Below are 21,394 nucleotides of genomic sequence, written 5' to 3' on the forward strand. Positions count from 1 at the left end.
TGAGGTGGTCCAATTACGCTGGACAGTTTAGGGCGTTAGTTTGAAGAAGCTGTTGATGAGTGTGATAGGGCGTCTGATAGTCGATGCTGGAGTGTAGGCGCTCGTGGTTATAGTAGTCAAAGTAGTCGGCGACGCTGGCCTGCGCGTCGGCCAGGTCGGCAAAAACGGGCCGTTCGCGCAGTTCGATCACCTCGGTTTTGAGGCGTGACCAGAGGCTTTCGGCTTGGGCATTGTCGTAGCAGTCGCCGCGCCGGCTCTGCGAGCGCACGGCGCCGTGGTCGTGCAGCAGCTTTCGGTAAGCATTGCCGCAGTACTGCCCGCCGCGGTCCGAATGCACCAGCAGGCTTGGGGTCGGCGGCTGGGCCCAAAAAGCGCGTTGCAAGGCCCTGGTGACCAATTCTTCCGGCATCGTCGCCCCGACTTGCCAGCCGACCACCCGCTTGCTGGCCACGTCCTGGAAGGCGCACAGATAGGCCCAGTCGCCGTTCGCCAGCGGCAAGTACGTGATGTCGCTGACCCAGACCCGGTTCGCATGGGTCGGCTTGGGCTGGTCCAGCAGCCGGTTCGGCGCGCACCGCAGCCCGTGGGTTGAGTCGGTGGTGCGCGGGGTGTAGGCCTTGGGTTGCAGCGCGCGCAGGCCCCGCCGGCGCATGGCCCCGCGGAGGCGGTGACGGCCGACACAATGGCCTTTTCGGCGCAAAGCGACCTGCAGTCGGCGCGTACCGTAGCGGCGTTTGTGGTGGCCGAATGCCTTCACCAGCGCCGTTTCCCAAGCGGGCTCGCCTGGTGCTATACTTTGTTGTTGCGCGTGTTGCCACGCGTAATACCCGCTGGCCGGTACGCGCAACACCTGGCAGAGCAGGCGCACGGGGTGCGTGGCCCGCTGCCCGTCGATGAAGCGGTAGCGGCTCATAGGCTGTCGGTCGCCGAGAAGATGGCAATGGCTTTTTTTAAAATGGCCAGCTCCTGCGCCTGCCGCCGGGCCAAGGCCCGCAGCTGACGCAACTCCGCCGCCGTGGCCGGGTCCAAATCGGCCCCACGAGCCGCCGCCACGGGCGTGAGTGCCTCTTTCTGCCACTTGTAGAGCAGTTTGGGGCTGATATTTAGCGCGCGGGCGGCTGCCTGGGTGGAGCGGCTCTCGCCAGCCAGGCGTAAGGCTTCGACGCGGAAGGCGGCGTCATAACGCCGACGTTTGGCGGGTTGGGGGCTGTCTTTCATGACAATCGAAAGTTAAGACCCTATTCTGTCCAGATTTATCCGACCACCTCACCTCACCCCTGCCGGGCACGGCCCCGGCCCCTCTCCAAAAGAGAGGGGAGCCTCACGAATTCCTTGTAAAGTGAAGACAGTTGCTATTATTGAGGGCAACGTTTTCTAATCGGATAATTCACGCTTTCCTTGTGCGTGGCTCCCCTCTCTTTTGGAGAGGGGCCGGGGCCGTGCCCGGCAGGGGTGAGGTTGCTCGCGTGCGGCGCTAAAACACACCCCAAAAATACTCGGCACGCCTAACACTTTACTGAAAAATCGCTACCTTTTAGCCATTAAAATCCTCGCCTTATGTTCACGCTTACCCCCGAACGTTCTGCCGTTCTGCACGCCATTGCCGATACCATTATTCCGGCACTGCCCGATGGCAGCCCGGCCGGTTCGGTGGGCGTGAACCTGGAGAAGCTGGAAGCCGCCATTCAGGAGCAGCCGCTGGGCGCGCAGGCGGAGTTCGGCCAGCTGCTCACCCTCATGCAGAAGCCCATTCTGGGCCTTACCTGGTTTGGGCCGCTGAAACCGTTTCGCAAGCTGGAGCCCGAGCAGCGCGAGCAGCTGCTGCAAAGCTGGGCTACTTCTAACGTGCCACAGCTGCGCAAGGGCTTTCAGGCGGTGCGCAAGCTGTGCACCCTGCTCTACTACGGCGGCAGTATGGCCGAGGTGCCCGCCGCCTGGGGCCGCCTGGGCTACCCCGGCCCCGACGAGAAACCCGTGGACACACCCAAGCCCATCCATACCCTGCGGCCCGTGCAGGACACGGGGTACGACTGCGACGTGCTGGTGATAGGAAGCGGCGCGGGCGGCGGCGTGGTGGCCGGCGAATTGGCCCAGGCCGGCTACAACGTGCTGGTGCTGGAAAAAGGCCCCTACTGCCACGGCTGCGACTTTACCCAGCGCGAAGTGGACATGCTAGGCAAGCTATATGATGCGAAAGGCACCCTGAGTACTCAGGACGGCAGCATCGGCATCCTGGCGGGCTCCTGCCTGGGCGGCGGCACCACCGTGAACTGGGCCGGTGCCTTCCGCACCCCCGATTATGTGCTGCAGGAATGGGCCCGCGAGCACGACGCCCCCCATTTCACCACGCCGGAGTTCAAGGAAAGCATCAATGCCGTGGCCCGCATCATCGGCGTGAACACCAACTACACCCGCCACAACGGCCAGAACCAGGCCCTGTGGGACGGCTCGACCAGGCTGGGCCAGGAAGTGAAGCTAATTCCGCGCAACGAAAAAGGCCTCACCGACTCCGACAGCCACTTTCGCAGCCTGGGCTACACCAGCCTCGGCGATGCCCACGGCATCAAGCAAGGCACGCTGAACACGTATTTGCTCACGGCTTTTGAGCACGGCGCCCGCATTTTGGCCGATACCAAGGTAGACCGCGTGACCATTGCCAACGGCCACGCCACCGGGGCCGAAGCCGTGCACACCACGGCCGATGGCCGCCCGGTGTGCATCACGGTGCGGGCCCGGCGCGTGGTGGTGGCCGGCGGCGCCATCCAGACGCCCGCTCTGCTGCTGCGCTCCGGCCTGAAGCACCCGCACCTGGGCCGCCACCTGCACCTGCACCCTACCGTGGTGGTGGGGGCCCGCTACCCACACCCCATGAACTCCTGGCACGGCCCGAGCATGAGCGTGGTGAACGACAACTTCACCATGCTGCACGGCACCAACTTCGGCGCCAAGCTCGAAACGCCGCCCACCCACCCCGGCCTGCTAAGCATGGTGCTGCCCTGGCTCTCGGGCCGGCAGCACCACGAGCTGCTGCGCGACGCCAGCCACCTGGGCTCGTTTATAGTGCTCACGCGCGACCGCGACGGGGGCCGCGTGAGCATCGACAATCAAGGTGCCGCCCTCATTGACTACACCCTCTCAGATTTTGACCGCGCCAATATGCTGGAAGGCGTGCGTGCGGCAGCCCAGATTCACGTGGCGGCCGGCGCCACTGAGGTGTACCTGCCCCACGGCACCCTGCCTACCCTGCACGCCCAGAACGGCGTGCTACAAAACCCGGAGCTGCTCGACGAGCTGCCGCACCTGAGCTGGAAGGCCAATCAGTTTGGTCTCTACAGCGCCCACCAGATGAGCACCTGCCGCATGGGCGGCGATGCAGCCACCCACCCACTCAAGCTTAATGGCGAAACCGTGGAAGTGCAGGGGCTGTTCGTGGCCGATGGCGCGGCGTTTCCGGCCTGCAGCGGCGTCAACCCCATGCTCACCATTATGGCGCTGGCCCACTTCACGGCCCAGGGCATGAAAACAGGGGACGGCCGCTTCGGCCGCGCAGTACCTTTGGCCCCAACTTTGGGCCTCCATGCTACGAATTAACAACGCAGTAACGACGCGGCGAATAGCCGCAACGCTGTTTTTTGGCGGCCTGCTGTTGCTGGGACTGCTGCTTACGCCCAACTACGGCATGGGCTGGGACGAGCCCACCGACCGCGAGGCCGGTTATATCAGCCTGCGCTATGTGGCCCAGGTCCTGCACCCGGCGGCGCTCGACCACAGCTACTTCACGGGCCTGCCCGAGTTGCGCACCTACAAGGAGGCCGACCACGGCGTGGCCTTTCAGCTCCCCCTGGCCGTGCTGGAAGCTACTTTCTTCCCGCACGACATTCAGCGGGCCTATTGGATGCGGCACTTCCTGTGCTTTGCCACCTTTGTGCTGGGGGCCTGGGCGGTGTACAGAATGGGCGCCCGGCGGTTTGGCAGCTGGCGCTGGGGGCTGGTGGGCGCGGCCATGCTGATGCTCTCGCCCCGCATCTTCGCCGAGGCGTTCTACAACCACAAGGACGTGGTGTTTATGAACCTGTTTGCGCTGGGCGGGCTCACGCTCCTGCGGCTGTTGCGCCGGCCCACGGCGGGGCGGGCGGCGGTGCACGCGCTGGTTACGGCCCTGGCCGTGGATGTGCGCGTGATGGGGCTGCTGCTGCCGGCGCTCACGGTGGCCTTTGGGGCGCTGGAATGGTGGGCCCGCCCGGTGCGGCGGCAGGCGCTGGCCCGCAGCATAGCCGTGTATGCGGCGGCCACGGGGCCGCTGGTGGTGCTGTTCTGGCCTTACTTATGGGAGGCACCCGTAGCGCGGCTCTGGGAATCCTTTGGCAACTTCCGGCGCTTTCGCCAAACCATGCAGGTGTTTTACCTGGGCCAGATGGAATCCTGCCAGCGCCTGCCCTGGCACTACCTGCCGGTGTGGCTGCTGGTGACTACGCCGGTGGTGTACAGCCTGCTTTTTTTAGGCGGCGCGGGCGCGGTGCTGCGTGGCTTTTTTCGGGGGCCGTTGGCCTTTCTGCAGCGCACGGCGGGGCGGCACGACCTGCTTTTTGGGGCGTGGTGCGTGGGGCCGCTGGTGCTGATTGTGGCCATTCAGTCGGTGGTGTACGATGGGTGGCGGCACGTCTATTTTATATATCCGGCCTTTGTGCTGCTGGCGGTGCGGGGGTTGAAGGCGGGCGTGGCGGCGTATCGGGCTGCCCGGCCGGGCTCGGCGGGGCGGCGCGTGGGGCAGGTGGCCGGCGTGCTGCTGGCAGCGGGGGTGGCACACACAGCCGTGCGCCAGGTAGCCGACCACCCGCACCAATATGCCTACTTCAGCTTTCTGCCGGGGCCGGTGGCGGGCCAGCTTTTTGAGCGCGACTATTGGGGTATTTCGGCCCGACAGGGCCTGACTTGGGTGCTGGCCCACGACCCGCGCGCAACCGTGGCCATCAGCGACACGCTGTATTACCGGGACTTTCTGGGTAATAATTCGCAGTTGTTACCGGCCGCCGACCGCGCCCGGATTCGCCTGGTTCCCCATTATCGGGCGGCGTACTTTATTGGAATGTACCGTTGGCACCCGGCTGACTACGACGCGTCGTATGGCACGGCCGTGCACGAAATCCGGGTGGCAGGGCTGCCCATTCTCACCGTGTTTCGCCGCTGAGCCCTGGCAGCGTGTGTGCAGCGTGCGAAGCAGTTGCGGCCATGCCCGGTCGAACGAGCAGCAGTACTAATGCTTTGCCTACGGGCAGTCCTAGCAAGGCTTTTTGAGGCAAAACGCACCCAATCACGGCATTTTGCGTACTCGTGGGAACAATTCTTTTGTTCCTGCTCATGCGTTTCGCCTCATTTTCTGCTTCTGCTTTGCTTCTGGCCTCAGGTTTGGCAATGGGTAGCTGCACCCTGTTTCGCCCCCGCGATAAAGCCCCGGTAGTAGAAACGGTGCGCACCGTCGACTCTCCCACTCCGCCCACTGCGGCCCGGGACCTGGCCGATGTCATTGCCGCCGACCTGCAGCTTACTACTGAGCAAACCGGCCAGGTGCGCAGCATCCTCAACGGCACGGTGCAGCAGGCCAATGCCGCCAAGGCAAAGTACCCCGCTAAATCGCCGCAGCTAATGGCCGAGTTGAAGCGCATCAACGTCGATTCACAGAAGGAGCTGAAAGTTTTGCTGGGCCCCGTTAAATTCAAGCAGCTGCAAACCGACCAGCGCAAAATAGCTGCCGAGATGCAGCAGAAGCAGAAGTAGCGACTGGTCAGCGCGGCCGTGCGTTATTACAAGCAACTCAATTGCTTACAAATACTTCACGAGCCAGCTAATGAGCTTGCGCACCTTGGGCGTGTAGGGCGGGTACATGGCCTTGATGCCGGTGAAGCCCACACGCTGTCGCATCACGCCCTTTTCGTTGCTGAACGCCAGGAAGCCGGCGTGGCCGTGCGCCTTGCCCAGGCCGCTGTTGCCCACGCCGCCGGTGGGCAGCTCGGGGTGTGCAAAATGCAGCACGGTTTCGTTTACGCCCGCGCCGCCGGCCGAGATATTATCCAGCAAATAGCGGCGATTTTCGGCGTTGTTGCTGAACACGTACTGCGCCAGCGGCTTGAGGCGGGCGTTCACGTATTCGGTGGTTTCGCTTAGGGTCTTGAAGGTGAGCACGGGCAGCAGCGGCCCGAAAATTTCTTCTTCCAGAATGCGGGCCCCGGCCGGCACATTGGTCAGAATAGTGGGCTCGATGTAGTTCTGCGCGGCATCGACGGTGCCGCCGGCGGCCACAGTGGCGCCGCGGGTCCGGGCGTCTTCGAGCAGGCCCGCCAGCCGGGCCAAGTGGTGGTGGTTGACTACGCGGGCCAGGGACTCGGAGTGCTGAATGCCGGCCCCGTCGGGGTTGTAGGCCCGCTCAATGGCGGCTTTGAGCTCTACTAGCAGGGCTGGTTGCACGCTTTCCTGCACCAGCAGGTAGTCGGGGGCCACGCAGGTCTGGCCGTTGTTCAGGAACTTGCCCCACACTATTTTTTCGGCAGCGTCGCGCAGATTGGCCGTTTCGTCCACCACGGCGGGGTTTTTGCCGCCCAGCTCCAGGGTGAGGCCGCTGAGGTGCTCAGCAGCGGCGCGCATCACAATTTTGCCCACTTCGGGGCTGCCGGTGAAGAAAATATGGTCCCAGGGCAGCTTGAGCAGCTCGGTGGCCACCTCCTTGTCGCCCTGGATGAGCACCACTTCTTCGGGCCGGAACAACTCCTCGCACAGGCGCTGCAGCAGAGCCGAAGTGGCAGGCGTTTGCTCCGCTGGCTTGATAACCACGGCGTTGCCGGCTGCAATGGCCGAAATCAACGGCCCCACCGCCAGGTAAAACGGGTAGTTCCAGGGCGAAATAATGAGCGCCACGCCTTTGGGCTCTACCTGCACCCAGGAGCGGGTGCCCAGCAGCGCCAACGACGTGCCCACCCGCCGCCGCGCCATCCACTGCTTCAGGTGCTTGCTGGTGTGGTTGAGCTCGACCAGCGACGTCCAGATTTCGGTCATGTCCGTCTCAGCCGACGGCTTGCGGAAATCGGCATGCAGGGCCTCATGAATGGCCGTGCGGTTGGCGTGCAGCCAGTCAGAGAGCTTTTGCAGGCGCGCGCGCCGCTCGGCTACGCCCTCGCGACGAAGGGCGGGCGCGTGCCGGCGTAAGGCATCAAACTGGGCCTGAAAGGCATTGGCCGGCGCCGGGGCAACGGGGCCGGAAGCAGCACTGGGCCCGGAAGCAACTGGTTGCATAAGCAGGAGGGTAAGGTGGCTGGCCCCTACAAGGCCGGCTGCTTGAAAGATACGCCGCCAACTGAGCATTCTCGACGGGTGGCAACTGTGGGCCAAAAAACAGGGGTGCAATTTAGATTGCCTAGTAACAGAGGCAAACAAAAAGCCCATTCCACTACTGAAACGGGCTTTTTACCTGTCATCTCTCAAGCTTTAGAACAGCGGCTTCTTCACTTTCTTGTTGCCGTTTTCATCGATTTTGATTTTGGTGCCGTCGGCCAGCTTCACTTTGCGCGAGCCGTCGTCGCTCACCTTCACTTTGGCATCGTTCAGGTACTTGGTTTTGCGGTTGCCCTCGCCGTCGCGCTCTAGCTTTTTCACGCCCGAACCCTGGCCCACGTTGGAGGTGCTGGTACGGGTGCCGGTGCTAACCGTGGTTACGCGGGCCGGAGCCACCGAATACGGGCCGTTGCCGTAGCTGGCGCGGTTGGCCGAGTAGGTGTTGTAGTAATCGGGGTTATTGAGCGTGGTGCGCACTTCCTCGTCGGCGCGGTCGTTGGTTTCGCGCATGGCCGTGTAGCGGCCCGTGGTGTCGGCAGAGTAGCGGGTTTCGAGCTCGCCCAGGGTCCGGCCGCGGGTATAGTAGGTCTTCTCGATGCGGGTAACCACCACGGTGTCGGTCAGCTTCAGGTCTTCGGCCACCCGGGCAGCCAAGCGGCGGGCCTCGTCGCGGGCCATTACGTCATCTTCCGTTTCCACAGCCATGTTGGAGTCGGTAGCGGGCGTAGTGGCAACAACTTCCGTGGTTTTTTCTTGCGAGCAGGAGGCAGTGGCCAGCGTGGCAGCGGCCAAAAGGCCAAGGAGTTTACTATTCATGATGTTGAAGTTGAGTAACCATAAATGGCCATGTAGCCATTTTTAGGCCCTGATACGGCGGCACTGGTTCAGAGGTTCGAATGGGGGATATGGCCCCGCTTAAGCACTCACCACCGGGCTGCTGTTGGGTTGCCGCGTCTGGCCCGAGAAACAGCAGGTGTCCTCTGGGGCCAGGATTACACAGCACGGGGCTCCGCTTCCCCAAGCCGTACCTTTGGGGCTTCCGTTCCGGCGGGGGCGCCCGCGCCGTCATCGGTTTCGGTACTTCACCCACTCCTTGCCCAATGCCCCCCATCTCCTCCACCCGCCTCAATAAATTCATCAGCGAAAGCGGCTTTTGCTCCCGCCGCGAAGCCGACCGGTTTATCGAGCAGGGGCAGGTGCTGCTCAACGGCAAGCCGGCCCAGATAGGCGACCAGGTGGGCCCGCGCGACCGGGTGAGCATAAACGGCCACAAGCTGGAGCCCAAGCAGGCCGAAGATGCGGTGTATCTGGCCTTCAACAAGCCCGTGGGCGTGACCAGCACCTCCGAGCCGGGTGTGCGCGGCAACATCGTGGACTACGTGAACCACGCCGCCCGCGTCTTCCCCATCGGCCGCCTGGATAAGGATTCGTCGGGTCTGATTTTCCTGACCAGCGACGGCGACATCGTGAATAAAATTCTGCGCGCCGGCAACAAGCATGAAAAGGAATACCTCGTGCAGGTAAACCGCATTCTCTCCGACCGCATGCTGGAGGAAATGTCGCAGGGCATCCCCATGCTGGGCACCGTCACCAAGCCCTGCCTCATTGAGAAGGAGACGCCCTACATCTTCCGCATCACGCTGGTGCAGGGCCTCAACCGCCAGATTCGCCGCATGGTGGAGCATTTTGGCTACGAAGTGGTGAAGCTCGAACGCGTGCGCATTATGAATGTGACGGTGAAAGGCCTGCCCGTGGGCGACTGGCGCGAACTGACCCCGCAGGAGCTGGCCGGCATCATGAAAATGGTGGCCAAGTCCAGCGGCACCGAAGACGCCTCCGGTGGCCGCCGCCGCACCACCCAAACCGACGCCCCCAAAACGCCCGCCGTGGACCGGCGCCCCAAATCCGGCCCGCCCTCGCAAAAAAACCCCGCTGCCAACGGCTGGTGGGGCCCCCGCCCCGAAAAGGCTGCCGGGCCCGGCACCAGCAAGCGCCCGGCCAAAGCCGGTGGCGGTGCCTCAAAACCGAAGAACAGCGGCCCGAACAAACTGGGCAGCCGCCCCCCTGCCAGGGGCAACTCCGGGGGCCGCAGCAAAGGCCCGGCCCCAAGGCGATAAGGGCCGAAAGGTCTTTATTTCCGAACCTGCAACAGGCTGAGGGCTCTTTGCAGGGCCGGGTCCGGGCCATTGGCCGAATCCTTGCCATCAGCTACCGGGGCGACGTAGACCGGCGGGCGAAACGCTTCGCGAGGCTGCCCGTTGACGTGAAACAGACGCTCGACGGGAATGCTGAATCCGATACTGGAATTGGGCAGTTTGTAGGAATAAATAGCGCCGTTAAGGCGGGCCATTTCAGGACCCACCACCGTGGCTCGGCCCAGCGCGTCGAACCCAATGGCCAAGCCCTCGCCCATGCTGCCGGTCCAGCGGCCCACCAGCACTACCACCGGGGCCGCGTAGCGCACGCCACGCGGTGCCACCAGCTCCAACCAGCTCCGGCGGGTTTGGGTTTGGACATCTTCCGGCAGCTCGTGGCGCTGGTACGGCGCTTCCCGCTCAATAAAACGCCCCATGATGGCGCGGGCCACGGTGGTATTGCCACCACTGGGCGTTTCGCGCAGGTCTAAAATAAGGCCCTGGGTATTGCCCAGGGCCGTCAGTGCGCTGTCGAAAGGAGCAATGAGGCCGTTATCGAACAAGCTATTATTAACCTTAATATAGCCAACAGTGCCGATGCGGCGCACTTCCAGGAGCGTGGGGTAGCGGCTGTTCTCCAACTGCATGCCCGCGTCGTCGGGATGTGCTATGAAGGGCCCTCCCGCCGACTGCAGGCTCCACACGCGCGGGGTAAGGTGGTCCCCGGCCAGCAGCTGGAGCAGGGCAAAGTTGCGCGCGGCAGCATCGGGCCGGCGCAGGCTGCGGGGCAGGAATGGCTTGAGCGCTTCGTCCACCGGCACCCCGTTGACGGCCGCGACCACCATGCCCACCCGCACGCCGCTCCGCTCGGCCCCGAACGCGGGGCGCACCGCCCGCACCACGGCTTTGCCGCTCACAAACTCGGCCCACACGTCGCAACCCGTAGGCACTAGTCGGCGCGAATCGGGGCGGTTGGTGCTCAGGCCGGCGTGGGGGTCGTATAGCTCGGCAAGGGCGTTTTCGAGAAGGCGCACGAAGGCCCGGCGGCTGCTTAGCGTGTCAAGCTGCGGCTGGTAGAGGGCCTGCACTTGCTCCCAGTCGGTTTGTTTGGATGGGAAGTAGCCATAGCTGGTGCGGATGGTGTTCCAGAAATACACAAAATCCTCCTGGTATTGCGGGCGCGTGAGCGGCGGTTTCTGGGCAGCGGCCCGATTTGGTGAGAGCCACATTCCAATCAACCCGACAAGCAGAACCAGAAGGCGACTTTTCATGGACGTAAAGAAAGGCCAGCGGGCGGCAACGGGGCAAAAGTGCGGGCCGCGGGCCGCCGGAATCAAATCCATTCGTTTCGGGGTTAGGTTTGTTGATGAAGCACTTTCTACTACTCGCCCTGTGGCTGTGGCTGCCCGGGATGGCACGGGCCCTCGCGCCGCTGCAGCCCCTGCAGATTGCCGAGCAGTTTGTGGCCCCGGCCGGGTGGCCCGAAATGCGGGACTACCTCTGCTGCGAGGCCGCCGGCCAGGCCCGGCGCGAAACCCTGGGCCAGCAGATTCCGGCCCGCCTGCAGCGCGTGTGCCAGCTGGTGCAGCAAGGCCCCGCCACCGCCGTAGTAGCCGTGGAGCTGCGCGACTCCCTGGACCGCAAGGATTTTTACCTGCACTTCAGCAAGGAAGCCGGGGCCTGGAAGCTGCTCGCCATCCGCAACCTGGCCATGACGCACCTGGGGCCGCCCATGGTTGAAATCCTGGCGGGCATGACGCCCGCCGAAGTAGCCGATTACGACCAGAAGCACCCCGACGCCGGCCATGCCTTCACCCTGGGCAACCTGAGGCTGTGGACCAGCGCCGATGCCGACATTGCCGCCCACTTCGCCCGCAACCGGACCGATTTCCAGCAGCTGCTGCGCCTGGTGCAGGCGGCCGGTACTTTCCCCCGGCCCGGCTTGCAGCCGCGCACACCGGCGAGCAGGCCGCCAACGCCAACCCGGCCGTGCACGCCCTGCTCCGCAAGCTGTTTCTGGCCCAGGTAACGCGCCGCGAAACCAGCTGCACGAGTTGCCTGGAGTTCGTTATCGGCGGGAAAGTGCGCAGCACCGTGGGCCTGCTCTACCAGCCCGCGGCCTCCCTGCTCCCCGCCATGCACCCCGACCACCTCATTGTCCTTAAGCCCCTGGGCGACGGCTGGTACCTCTACAAAACGGTGTGAGCCGCACGGCTACCAACCGTGCCCCGGCTCAGGCTGGTACCTTTGTGGCCTCAATGCCCCACCCCATGAAGCCACCGCTCCCCACTGCTCCCCTCGAAAAAGACCAGCTGCACCCGCGCAACCCGCACCGCGCACCCTACGATTTTCCGCAGCTCAGCCAGATCAGCCCCGAGCTGGCTGCCTTTGTGCAGCCCAACCAGTACGGCAACCTCTCCATCGATTTTGCCAATCCCACCGCCGTAAAAGCCCTGAACCGGGCGCTGCTGCGGCAGTTCTACGGCATCGAGCACTGGGACATACCCAAGGGCTACCTGTGCCCGCCCATCCCCGGCCGCGCCGATTACGTGCACTACCTGGCCGACTTGCTGGCCGAAAGCAACGGCGGTGTGCTGCCGCCCGGCGAAGAAATAACGGTGCTCGACGTGGGCGTGGGCGCCAACTGCATTTACCCCATCATCGGTCGGCGGGAATACGGCTGGCACTTTGTGGGCTCGGATGTAGACGGTGTGGCCGTGCGCGCGGCCCAGCAGATTGAGGCGGCCAACCCCGCCCTGGCCGGCGCCATTGAGTGCCGGCTGCAGCCCGCCCGCACCCGCATTTTCGACGGCCTCATTCAGACCGGCGAGGTGTTTGACCTCACCATGTGCAACCCGCCGTTTCACGCCTCGGCGGCGGCGGCGGCGGCGGGCAGCCAGCGCAAAACCGCCAACCTGGGCACCGGCCGTGGCCCGCGCCCGGCCCTGAACTTTGGCGGCCAAAACAACGAGCTGTGGTGCGAGGGGGGTGAAGCCAGCTTCATTCGCCGCATGGTGCAGGAGAGCGGCCGGCGGCCCCGCTCCTGCTACTGGTACACGTCATTGGTCTCCAAAAAAGAAACCCTGCCCGGCGTGTACAAGGCCCTGAAAACGGCCGGCGCTACTGATGTACGCACCATAGACATGGCGCAGGGCCAGAAAAAAAGCCGCCTCGTGGCCTGGACCTTCCTCACGCCTGCCCAGCAAGCCCGGTGGCAGGCGGAGCGGTGGGCCGCTATTCAGTAGCCGCCCCAACGAACGCACCTTAATATTGCGTATCTTCGTAATAATCCACTCCTCTGTTTTGTGCTTCTACTTAAATTAGACAAAACAGATACAACGATTTAGCAGCACAAAACTATGGGTAGGTCACAAGAAACTTTTGGTAAGAAGGACAACGAGAAAAAACGGGCGAAGAAGAAAACCGAGAAGGAAGAGCGTAAGGCCGAGCGCCAGGCAAATGCCAAGGCCGGCCAGCCGCTGGAAGAAATGTTTGCCTACGTGGACGAGGATGGCAACATCTCGGCCACGCCGCCCGACCCCAAAAAGAAGCGCATCATCAAGGACGAGGACATCCAGATTGGGGTGGCCCGCCGCACCGACGATGACGACGACGACCCCGTGCGCAATGGCATCGTGAGCTTTTTCAACGATTCCAAAGGCTACGGTTTCATTAAAGACCAGCAGACCCAGGAAAGCATTTTCGTGCACGCCAACGGCCTGGCCGGTGGCCCCATTGGCGAAAACGACAAGGTGACATTTGAGGTAGAAATGGGCCCCAAAGGCCCCAACGCTGTGCGCGTGAAGAAAGCCAGCGCGACGCCTCCGCCCGCGTCGGCGGCTCCCGCGCCTCCTGCTGCCCCTGCCGAATAACCCCGGCTAACCATTGCTGCAAAGAGGCTGACACTTCCGAAGTGTCAGCCTCTTTGCGTTTCGACCAGGAGGTCGGCTCGGACTTTTCGCCAGTACAAGCCACTTTCTACTGAGCGGTGCTTTCGTAACCTTGCACCTATGAAACAATTTTTTCTTGTTCTTCTCTCGTTCGCTTTTGCCACTACGGGCTTTGCAAAGTCTAAAAAAGGCGACATCCTACTACTGGGCACCTTACACTTCGATAACCCGGGAGCCGATATGGCCAAAGTCAAAACCTTTGATGTGATGACCCCCAAGGTGCAGGCGGAGCTGGAGAAGATGACCCAAAAAATCAGCATTTTTCACCCCGATAAAATCTTCGTGGAATGGGCGTGGAATGAGCAGGTTGGGCTGGATGAGCTGTACAAAGCCTATTTAGGCGGCCAATACGAGCAGTACGTCACCACCAAATACGCCAAGAATCAGCGCGACTTTTATCTGAAAAGCGAAATCATTCAGCTGGCTTTTCGGGCGGGCAAAAAGACGAAACTAGCCCGGATTCACGCCCTCGATTACCGCAAAATATCCCTTCCATTCGACAGCGTGATGAATGCCATGAAGGCAGCCAACCAAACGGCGCTGATGCAAAAAGTGCAGGATGCCATCAGCGAGCTGGAAACCAGTCAGAATAAGAAAATTGAAAAGCTCACGCTCACTCAACTGCTGCTGGACACCAACACCAAAGAAGAGCTGGCGTTCAACAAATCCCTTTACATCGACATCCTCAACCGGGCGGGCAAAACCGACAATTTTGCGGGCGCGTTTCTAGTGTCGGAATGGTACCGCCGCAACCTCTACATGTATTCCCTGGTGCAGAAAAACATGACGCCACCGGACGGCAAGGCCCTGGTGCTGGTGGGTTCCGGCCACGCCGCCATGATGAAGGAATTCATCGAATCGGACCAGCAATTCCGGTTAAAAGAACTGAAAGACGTGCTGAAGTAAGCCGAATTCATCCCGAGCTTTTGGCTCGGCCAGGGCGTATCACGCAAGCCTGCGCCTGCCGCCTTCGGGGCGAGTCTTGCCTACTTTGTACTACCTTCCGTTCATGCGAATCATCATCCTACTGGCCGGCCTGCTACTCGGCTCGGCTTCTTCCCTATTTGCTCAGGTGCCAGCTTCTAGCCTGGCCCCCGCGCCCGCTACCCTTACCGGCCCCCAGGTGGTGCAGCGTAGCATAGCCTACCACGACCCCCAGGGCCGCTGGCCTGCCCTGCGCCAGCGCCTGCACTTTACCACTACCAACGCGACCGGCAAGGAAAGCCGCTTTGAGGTGGAGCTGGACAACCCCGGCGGCTACTTCTGCTACATTAGCCACCCGGAGGGCCACGAAGTAATAAAGGCCGTGGTGAACGGGCAGGAGGTGCTGCTGCTCGATGGCCGCGCCGACCTGACGGAGGCCGAGCGCAAGCAGTACCGCCTCGCCCCCGGCATTGGGAACTTCATGCGCAACTACTACACTTACCTCTACGGGTTGCCCATGAAGCTACAGGACGCCGGCACCCAGATTCTGGCCGACGCCGCGCCCAAAGACCTGCTGGGCCAGACCTATACCACGGCCCGCGTAAATTACGAGCCCGCCATAGGCCAGGATTCCTGGACGTTCTACTTCAACCCACGCACGTTCGCGCTGCAGGCCTACCAGTTCTACCACAACCATACCCCCAGCGAAGGCGAGTACATTATGCTCCAGGACGAGATTCTGGTGGAAGGGGTTCGCATTCCCAAGCAGCGCAAGTGGTACCTCAACAAAGACCAGAGCTTCCTGGCCACCGACCTACTGCTGCGGGCCGAGCCGCTCACCACGCGCCGCCTCTAACGCCCGGCCCAAAGAGGCCTACCTGCCGCTAAAATACCTGGGTAGCCTGTGGGGGATGCTGAGCAACGATTTTGCACGGGTATGCCGCTCGTTCATCATGGCAGACCGCTGCACCTAGCGAAGTAACACTGCCTGATTCACCTCAACTTCCCTGACCGCTTTTGTAGTTTGCCTACCCTGGCCGCTCTTGTCATGCGAAACCCACTGGTAATTTTCTGGCTGCTGGCTATCCTTTGCGGCCCTACCGCCTACGGCCAGCACACGCCCCACAAGCCCGCGCCGGGCAAACCGGCGGCCCAAAACGAGCTATACCAAACCGTTGCCCGGCTCGACACGGAAATGTTCGCTGCCTTCAACGCCCACGACGTGGATAAGCTCATGGCCTACTTCGCCGACAATGTGGAGTTTTACCACGACAAAGGCGGCCTGAGCAACTTCGCCCAAACCAAAGCCGGCTTCGCCCGCCTGTTCGCCCAAAGCCCCGACATTACCCGTACGCTGGTGCCCGGCACCCTGGAAGTATACCCCGTGAAAGACTACGGGGCCATGCACATTGCCACCCAGCGCTTCTGCCACCTCGAAAACGGCCGCCCAGACTGCGGCAACTCCAAGTTCGTAATGGTCTGGCAGCAGCAGGCCGGCATTTGGCGCATCACCCGCGTCGTGAGCTATGACCATTAGGTTAGTCCCCAATCACTGAAAAGAGGCTGAAGCTACGGTAGCTTCAGCCTCTTTTTGTGTTTCTGCCGCGAGGGCGGAATTACATATGAATAGCCCGGTTCTCGGTAGCAGCCAGACACGCTTCCTTCATGGCCTCGGCGTAGGTGGGGTGCGAGTGGCTCATGCGGGCCACATCCTCGGCGGAGGCGCGGAACTCCATGGCGGTCACGGCTTCGGCGATGAGGTCGGCGATGCGCGGGCCAATCATATGGACGCCCAGGATTTCGTCGGTGGTTTTGTCGGCCAGCACCTTCACGAAGCCGTCGGTGTCGCCGCTGGCGCGGGCCCGACCGCTGGCTTTGAAGGGGAAGCTGCCGATTTTGTAGGCCTTGCCCTGCTCCTTGAGCTGCTCCTCGGTGTAGCCCACGCCCGCCACTTCGGGCCAGGTGTACACCACGCCAGGGATGAGCAGGTAGTTGATGTGGGGCTTCTGGCCCACGATGGTTTCGGCCACGAACACGCCTTCTTCCTCGGCCTTGTGGGCCAGCATGGCGCCGCGCACCACGTCACCGATGGCGTAGATGCCGGGCACGTTGGTTTGCAGGTGGGCATCGACCTTGATGCGGCCGCGCTCCTCCATCTCAATGCCGGCGGCTTCGAGGTTGAGACCGGCGGTGTAGGGCACGCGGCCCACGGCCACCAGGCAGTAGTCGCCCTCAAATTTCACTTCCTCCCCTTTCGGGTTGGTGGCGGTTACGGTCACGGAGTCGCCCTCGCGGGTTGCGCCGGTCACTTTGTGGCTCATAAAAAACTCGATGCCGATTTTGCCCAGCACGCGCTTGAGCTCCTTGCCCAGGCCGCGGTCCATGGTCGGGATGAGCGAATCCATGAACTCAATAACCGAGACTTTCGCGCCGAGGCGGGCGTATACGGAGGCCATTTCGAGGCCAATAACGCCGCCGCCAATCACCATCATGTGCCGGGGCACTTCGCGGATGTTCAGGGCCTCGGTGCTGGTGATGATGCGCTCCTTGTCCTGCGCAATAAACGGCAGCACCGTGGGCTTGGAGCCAGTGGCGATGATGACGTTCTTGGTTTCAATCTGCTGCGCCTCACCGCCCTCGGTGGGCGCGATGCTGATGTGGGTTTTATCAACAAAAGAGCCGACGCCGGTGAGCACGTCGATTTTGTTTTTCTTCATCAGGTAGGCAATACCGTCCACATTGGCCTTCACCACGCCGGCCTTGCGGTCAATCATGCGGTTCATGTCCACCGTCAGGTTGTCGAGACCGATGCCATGGTCGGCAAACACCGAATGGGCGTTGTGGTAGTGCTCGCTGCTATCGAGCAGGGCCTTGCTGGGGATGCAGCCCACATTGAGGCAGGTGCCGCCCAGGGTGGGGTATTTCTCGATGAGGGCCGTTTTGAGGCCAAGTTGGGCGCAACGGATGGCGGCCACATAGCCCCCCGGGCCGGAGCCGATGACGGTGACGTCGTATTGATTCATAGAGCCGAATGTTCGGTGAAGGTTCGCCCCGCGAAGGTACGCCTGTCATGCTGACGAAGGAAGCATCTTATCCTGTTCCCACTGCCAAGCTAAGCCGGCTAGGCATTGCATCCCTATTCTACCAGCACGCCGATGTAGTAGTTGAAGGTATCCACTTCCAGGGTTTCCCTGGTGGCGCCGGCTAACTCCTTAACCACCGCAAATTTCGTAGTGAGCGGTATCAGCTGGTAGTCGCCGCCCTTGAGCCGCATGCGCACGGGCATGTTGAAATCGGGCACTTCCGACACCCAACGGGCCAGTGTTTTGCCCTCCTCGAAGCGCACTTCCAGTGTGGGCAGGCTGCGGTGGCGCAGGTACTGGTCGAATATTTTGGTGAGGTCCTGGCCGCTTTCGCGGTTGAAATAGTCGATGACCTGCTGGCCGGTCACGGTCTGGTGATAAAAGGTGCTGGACAGCCCGCGCAGCAACTCCCGCCACTTGGCATCGTCGTTAATGACCGTGCGCAGCATGTTGAGCATGTTGCTGCCTTTGTCGTACATATCGCTGGAGCCTTCCTTGTTCACGCCGTAGGGGCCGATGATCGGCGCGTCGTTCTGAATGTTGCGGCGCTGGCCGTGGATGTATTCCTGGCCGGCGGGCTTGCCAAACTGGCTTTCCACAAACAGGGCTTCGGAGTAGGTGGTGAACGCCTCGTGCACCCACATGTCGGCAATGTCTTTGGTGGTAATGTTGTTGCCGAACCACTCGTGGCCGCTTTCGTGGATGACGATGAAGTCCCACTTCGCGCCCCAGCCGGTGTTGCTGCGGTCGCGGCCCAGGTAGCCGTTCTGGTATTTGTTGCCATAGGCCACGGCGCTCTGGTGCTCCATGCCCAGGTGCGGGGCGTCCACCAGCTTGTAGCCGTCCTGGTACCACGGGTACGGGCCGAACCAGTATTCCATGCTTTTTAGCATGGGTTTCACGTTGGCAGCAAACTGCGTTTTGGCTTTGGCCAGGTTCTCGGGCAGCACCCAGTAGTCGAGCGTGAGCGGGCCTTTCTCGCCGGCGTAGCTATCGGAAAAATGCTGGTAGTCGCCCACATTCAGGGCCACGTCGTAGTTGTTGATGGGGTTGCGCACGGCCCAGTCGAAGCGGGTGTAGCCGCCCTTGAGCCTGGTAACTTTGCGCAGGCGGCCGTTGGAAATATTTTTGAGGCCGGTAGGCACGCTCACGCTGATGAGCATCGAGTCCACTTCATCGGCTTGCTGGTCTTTGGTGGGCCACCAGATGCTGGCGCCGGTACCCTGGCAGGCCGTGGCCACCCAGGGCTTGCCGGAGGCGTCCTTCGTAAACACCATGCCGCCGTCCCAGGGGGCCTTTTTGGCCACAATGGGGTTGCCGGAATAGTGCACCGTGAATTCATCGCGGCTGCCTTTGAGAATGGCTTTTGGGAAGGTCACAAACACGGCATTGGCCTCGCGGGTGAAGGGTACCTCCCTGCCTTTGTAGAGCACCTTTTCCACCTGCAGGTTGGCAAAGAGGTCAAATTGCAGCTGGGTGAAATCCTGCGTAGCCGTGAACCGAAACAGGTTGGAGCCGCTGATAAACCGCTTGGCGGGGTCCAGCTTCACGTCGAGGTGGTAGTAATTGAGGTCGTAGCTGGTGCGCAGCGGCGAGGTGAGGCTACCGCGCAGGGAGTCGGCACGGGAGAAAGCGGGATTGGGCTGCAAGAGCTGCGCCGCAGCCGGGTGGGCCAGGCCAAGCAGCAGGAGCAGCGCCAGAAACAAATTGTCTTTCATTACACAAAGCAACAACTAACCGGTGCAAATCGAGCCCCCGAGTTCGACTTAACCCTTAATGAGCAGCATAACTGGGCCGCCCCAATTACCGGACGTAATTTTACAGTCTTCTTACCTGCTTTCATGTCGAATTCTAATCCTGCCGCCGCGCCTTCGCGGCTGGCGCTGCTACTGGCCTTTGCCGCCGTCTACCTCATCTGGGGCTCTACTTATCTGGTCATGAAGTTGGCCGTGGCCAGCATTCCGCCGCTGCTCATGGCCGGCACCCGCTACGGCCTGGCGGGGGGGCTGCTCTACACCGTTATGCGCCTGCGGGGCGAGCCCCGGCCCACCTGGCGGGGTTGGGGGCACGGCCTGCTGATTGGCATTTGCCTGCTGGGCTTCGGCAACGGCGGCACCACGTTTGGGGTGCTGTACCTGCCCAGCGGCACCACGTCGCTGCTGGTGGCCACAGTGCCCATGTTTCTGGCGCTGCTGGGCTGGCTGAGCGGCATCACGCCGCGGCCCACGCGCTGGGTGTCCTTGGGCCTGGCGGCGGGGCTGGGGGGCATGTACCTGCTTGCCGCGCACCCCAGCTCGGCCGGCGTGCCCCGGCCGGGGCATCCCGAAATCGGCGTTACGCTGGTGCTGCTGGCGGCGGTGATGTGGTCGGTGGGCTCGCTCTATTCCAAAAAGCACCAGCCAGCCTCCTCCCCTTTTCTCTCCGGCGGCATGCAGATGATTTGCGGCGGCGTGGCCATGCTCATCCTGGGCCTGCTGCGGGGCGAGGCCACCGGCTTTGAGTTGGCGCAGGTCACCACCAAGTCGTGGATGGCATATGCTTACTTGGTCACGTTCGGCTCCATCGTAGCCTTCACGGCCTACATCTGGCTGCTGCGGGTAGTAGAGCCTGCGCTTGCTGGCACCTACGCCTTCGTCAATCCCGTGGTGGCTGTGCTCCTGGGCTGGGCTTTCGCCGGCGAAGTGTTGAACCCACAGATGCTGGGCGGGGCGGCCCTTATTGTACTGGCCGTGGTGCTGGTGGTATTGGGAGGCAGGCGCAAAGCAGTGGTCCCAGTAGCCTCACTAGAAGCAGCAGCAAAGATTTAATGCTGATTGGCGCGGGTACCAGGCACCGCATCAGCCATCTGTAAGCTGGCTGATGCTACAATAACACTTCCAGTCGTTCGAGTTGGTTTTGGTAACCGTACCTGAAAAACGTCGCGCTGAGCGCAGCAGGGCGTGCCGGTTACAGTGCACTTAATTCTGTACGACCAGCAAAACCAATTGCACTCCCTGTCGCTTCCAATGGCTCCTTCCTCATCCGACCTGCATTCTGAAGCCGACATCGTCAGGCTGGTCGATACGTTTTATGCCCGTGTCAACGAGGATGCCCTGCTGCGCCCCATTTTTAATGATGTGGCCCGGGTCGATTGGGCAGCCCACCTGCCCACCATGTACGATTTCTGGAGTAGCGTGCTGCTGGGCACCAGCCGCTATAAGGGCCGCCCCATGGCCAAGCACTTTCCGCTGCCCATCGCGGCCGAGCATTTCCGGCAATGGCTGGCGCTGTTTTATGCCAGCGTCGACGAGCTGTTTGCCGGCCCCAAGGCCACCGAAGCTAAACTCAAAGCCCAGAACATCGGGGCCATGTTTGAGCACCGCATGACGCCCAATCCTTTATCCCTACTGGGAAATCAATAGCCGCTGCCTGATAACTACATGGGGTGCCACTCGCTGGCAGCCGGGCGTTGGGCGCGCAGCAGGGCCGCGCCGCCGCCCAGCACCAGGGCATCCTCGCCCGCGCCCACCAAAGCGGAGGGCACCCCCGATTTTTCGCTGATGCCCGTGCGCAGGGCATAGCTGACAATGGTGGACGCAAAGGCCACAGCCGCCCCAAGCAGCCCGCCGCCTAGTGCGCTGCCGTGGCGCGATTTGTACCACGCCGCTCCAACCAAGCCCCCCGAAAGCAGCCGCCCCGTCATTCCGGGCAGGGCAATGCGGTCGGGAGTGGTGGGCAGCTTGTCGGCTACCAGCTCACCAGCGGCCAGCACCTTGAGCACGGTGGCGGTGCCCGGCTTTTGCAGGAAGCGCAACGGCGACCCATTTAGGCCGGCATGAGGCTGCCGCGATAGGTAATGGCTCAGAAAAGCCGGGGCGCTCATGCTCCGCATGCCCGCCAGGGTAGCAAAGCCGAGCACGGGCCAGAATTTTGCAGGACGGGGTTTGAGGGAGTTCTTTTTCATAATGATTGGGAAGAATATTCTTTAACGCCAATCCAT

General features: G+C 62.3%; 21 protein-coding genes. 13 read left to right on the plus strand and 8 right to left on the minus strand.

Features of this window, described 5'->3' with window-relative positions; all coding sequences use genetic code 11:
- Positions 1–13: 13 nt before the first annotated feature.
- Complete coding sequence (locus BEN48_RS13740) at positions 14–913, minus strand: IS3 family transposase (RefSeq protein WP_070735501.1); 900 nt, start codon at positions 911–913, stop codon at positions 14–16.
- Positions 910–1,218, minus strand: a complete 309-nt coding sequence (locus tag BEN48_RS13745; protein WP_070735502.1) for a transposase — start codon at positions 1,216–1,218, stop codon at positions 910–912. Before BEN48_RS13745 ends, BEN48_RS13740 begins: the two co-directional genes overlap by 4 nt.
- Positions 1,219–1,557: 339 nt before the next feature.
- Between BEN48_RS13745 and BEN48_RS13750 the strand changes: the two genes are divergently transcribed.
- The 3 genes from BEN48_RS13750 to BEN48_RS13760 all read left to right on the plus strand — a co-directional run bounded on the left by BEN48_RS13750 (position 1,558) and on the right by BEN48_RS13760 (position 5,775).
- The gene (locus tag BEN48_RS13750) at positions 1,558–3,591 is read left to right on the plus strand and encodes an FAD-dependent oxidoreductase (protein WP_070735503.1); all 2,034 of its coding nucleotides are present in this window, start codon (positions 1,558–1,560) and stop codon (positions 3,589–3,591) included.
- Positions 3,578–5,188, plus strand: coding sequence for a hypothetical protein (locus BEN48_RS19965; protein ID WP_070735504.1), 1,611 nt, complete (start codon positions 3,578–3,580; stop codon positions 5,186–5,188). The genes BEN48_RS13750 and BEN48_RS19965 overlap by 14 nt, the downstream gene beginning before the upstream one ends.
- 200 nt (positions 5,189–5,388) lie before the next feature.
- Positions 5,389–5,775 carry a hypothetical protein gene (locus tag BEN48_RS13760; RefSeq protein ID WP_158010195.1) on the plus strand — a complete coding sequence of 129 codons (387 nt, stop codon included), beginning with the start codon at positions 5,389–5,391 and terminating at the stop codon, positions 5,773–5,775.
- A gap of 45 nt (positions 5,776–5,820) precedes the next feature.
- On the opposite strand, the gene BEN48_RS13765 is transcribed toward BEN48_RS13760, so the two are convergent.
- Together BEN48_RS13765 and BEN48_RS13770 are read right to left on the minus strand one after the other, a co-directional pair.
- Entirely contained in the window at positions 5,821–7,284 is a 1,464-nt protein-coding gene (locus BEN48_RS13765) for an aldehyde dehydrogenase family protein (protein ID WP_070735625.1), read from the minus strand.
- Positions 7,285–7,476: 192 nt separating this feature from the next.
- On the minus strand, positions 7,477–8,139 hold the full coding sequence (locus BEN48_RS13770; protein ID WP_125932654.1) for a hypothetical protein: 663 nt from the start codon (positions 8,137–8,139) through the stop codon (positions 7,477–7,479).
- A 284-nt stretch (positions 8,140–8,423) separates the two neighbouring features.
- Here BEN48_RS13770 and rluF point away from each other — a divergent pair, with 284 nt between their 5' ends.
- Positions 8,424–9,440, plus strand: a complete 1,017-nt coding sequence (gene rluF, locus BEN48_RS13775; RefSeq protein WP_070735507.1) for a 23S rRNA pseudouridine(2604) synthase RluF — start codon at positions 8,424–8,426, stop codon at positions 9,438–9,440.
- A gap of 14 nt (positions 9,441–9,454) precedes the next feature.
- Here the strand turns inward: rluF and BEN48_RS13780 are convergent, their stop codons facing one another.
- A complete protein-coding gene (locus BEN48_RS13780) occupies positions 9,455–10,729 on the minus strand; it encodes a S41 family peptidase (protein ID WP_158010196.1) in 1,275 nt (424 codons plus the stop codon).
- A 95-nt stretch (positions 10,730–10,824) separates the two neighbouring features.
- On the opposite strand from BEN48_RS13780, the gene BEN48_RS13785 reads away from it, so the two are divergent.
- From BEN48_RS13785 to BEN48_RS13815, 7 genes are all read left to right on the plus strand, one after another.
- The gene (locus BEN48_RS13785) at positions 10,825–11,487 is read left to right on the plus strand and encodes a hypothetical protein (RefSeq protein ID WP_125932655.1); all 663 of its coding nucleotides are present in this window, start codon (positions 10,825–10,827) and stop codon (positions 11,485–11,487) included.
- Positions 11,448–11,663 (plus strand): hypothetical protein, encoded by a 216-nt coding sequence (locus BEN48_RS13790; RefSeq protein ID WP_070735510.1) that lies wholly within the window; start codon positions 11,448–11,450, stop codon positions 11,661–11,663. Before BEN48_RS13785 ends, BEN48_RS13790 begins: the two co-directional genes overlap by 40 nt.
- 65 nt (positions 11,664–11,728) lie before the next feature.
- Positions 11,729–12,703, plus strand: coding sequence for a 23S rRNA (adenine(1618)-N(6))-methyltransferase RlmF (gene rlmF, locus BEN48_RS13795; RefSeq protein WP_070735511.1), 975 nt, complete (start codon positions 11,729–11,731; stop codon positions 12,701–12,703).
- Between the two features lie 114 nt (positions 12,704–12,817).
- Entirely contained in the window at positions 12,818–13,330 is a 513-nt protein-coding gene (locus tag BEN48_RS13800) for a cold-shock protein (RefSeq protein ID WP_070735512.1), read from the plus strand.
- Between the two features lie 138 nt (positions 13,331–13,468).
- Positions 13,469–14,314 carry a DUF5694 domain-containing protein gene (locus BEN48_RS13805; protein ID WP_070735513.1) on the plus strand — a complete coding sequence of 282 codons (846 nt, stop codon included), beginning with the start codon at positions 13,469–13,471 and terminating at the stop codon, positions 14,312–14,314.
- 103 nt (positions 14,315–14,417) lie between these two features.
- A complete protein-coding gene (locus tag BEN48_RS13810) occupies positions 14,418–15,188 on the plus strand; it encodes a DUF6503 family protein (protein WP_070735514.1) in 771 nt (256 codons plus the stop codon).
- A gap of 192 nt (positions 15,189–15,380) precedes the next feature.
- The gene (locus tag BEN48_RS13815; RefSeq protein ID WP_083321066.1) at positions 15,381–15,869 is read left to right on the plus strand and encodes a nuclear transport factor 2 family protein; all 489 of its coding nucleotides are present in this window, start codon (positions 15,381–15,383) and stop codon (positions 15,867–15,869) included.
- 79 nt (positions 15,870–15,948) lie between these two features.
- On the opposite strand, the gene lpdA is transcribed toward BEN48_RS13815, so the two are convergent.
- On the minus strand, positions 15,949–17,355 hold the full coding sequence (lpdA, locus tag BEN48_RS13820) for a dihydrolipoyl dehydrogenase (RefSeq protein ID WP_070735515.1): 1,407 nt from the start codon (positions 17,353–17,355) through the stop codon (positions 15,949–15,951).
- 113 nt (positions 17,356–17,468) lie between these two features.
- Positions 17,469–19,133, minus strand: coding sequence for a M1 family metallopeptidase (locus BEN48_RS13825; protein WP_070735516.1), 1,665 nt, complete (start codon positions 19,131–19,133; stop codon positions 17,469–17,471).
- A gap of 123 nt (positions 19,134–19,256) precedes the next feature.
- Between BEN48_RS13825 and BEN48_RS13830 the strand changes: the two genes are divergently transcribed.
- Together BEN48_RS13830 and BEN48_RS13835 are read left to right on the plus strand one after the other, a co-directional pair.
- Complete coding sequence (locus BEN48_RS13830) at positions 19,257–20,222, plus strand: EamA family transporter (protein ID WP_070735517.1); 966 nt, start codon at positions 19,257–19,259, stop codon at positions 20,220–20,222.
- A 198-nt stretch (positions 20,223–20,420) separates the two neighbouring features.
- Positions 20,421–20,816, plus strand: coding sequence for a group III truncated hemoglobin (locus BEN48_RS13835; RefSeq protein WP_070735518.1), 396 nt, complete (start codon positions 20,421–20,423; stop codon positions 20,814–20,816).
- 14 nt (positions 20,817–20,830) lie between these two features.
- On the opposite strand, the gene BEN48_RS13840 is transcribed toward BEN48_RS13835, so the two are convergent.
- Positions 20,831–21,358 carry a DUF4126 family protein gene (locus BEN48_RS13840; protein ID WP_083321067.1) on the minus strand — a complete coding sequence of 176 codons (528 nt, stop codon included), beginning with the start codon at positions 21,356–21,358 and terminating at the stop codon, positions 20,831–20,833.
- Positions 21,359–21,394: the final 36 nt, after the last annotated feature.

It is taken from the genome of Hymenobacter glacialis, from assembly GCF_001816165.1.
Lineage (GTDB): Bacteria > Bacteroidota > Bacteroidia > Cytophagales > Hymenobacteraceae > Hymenobacter > Hymenobacter glacialis.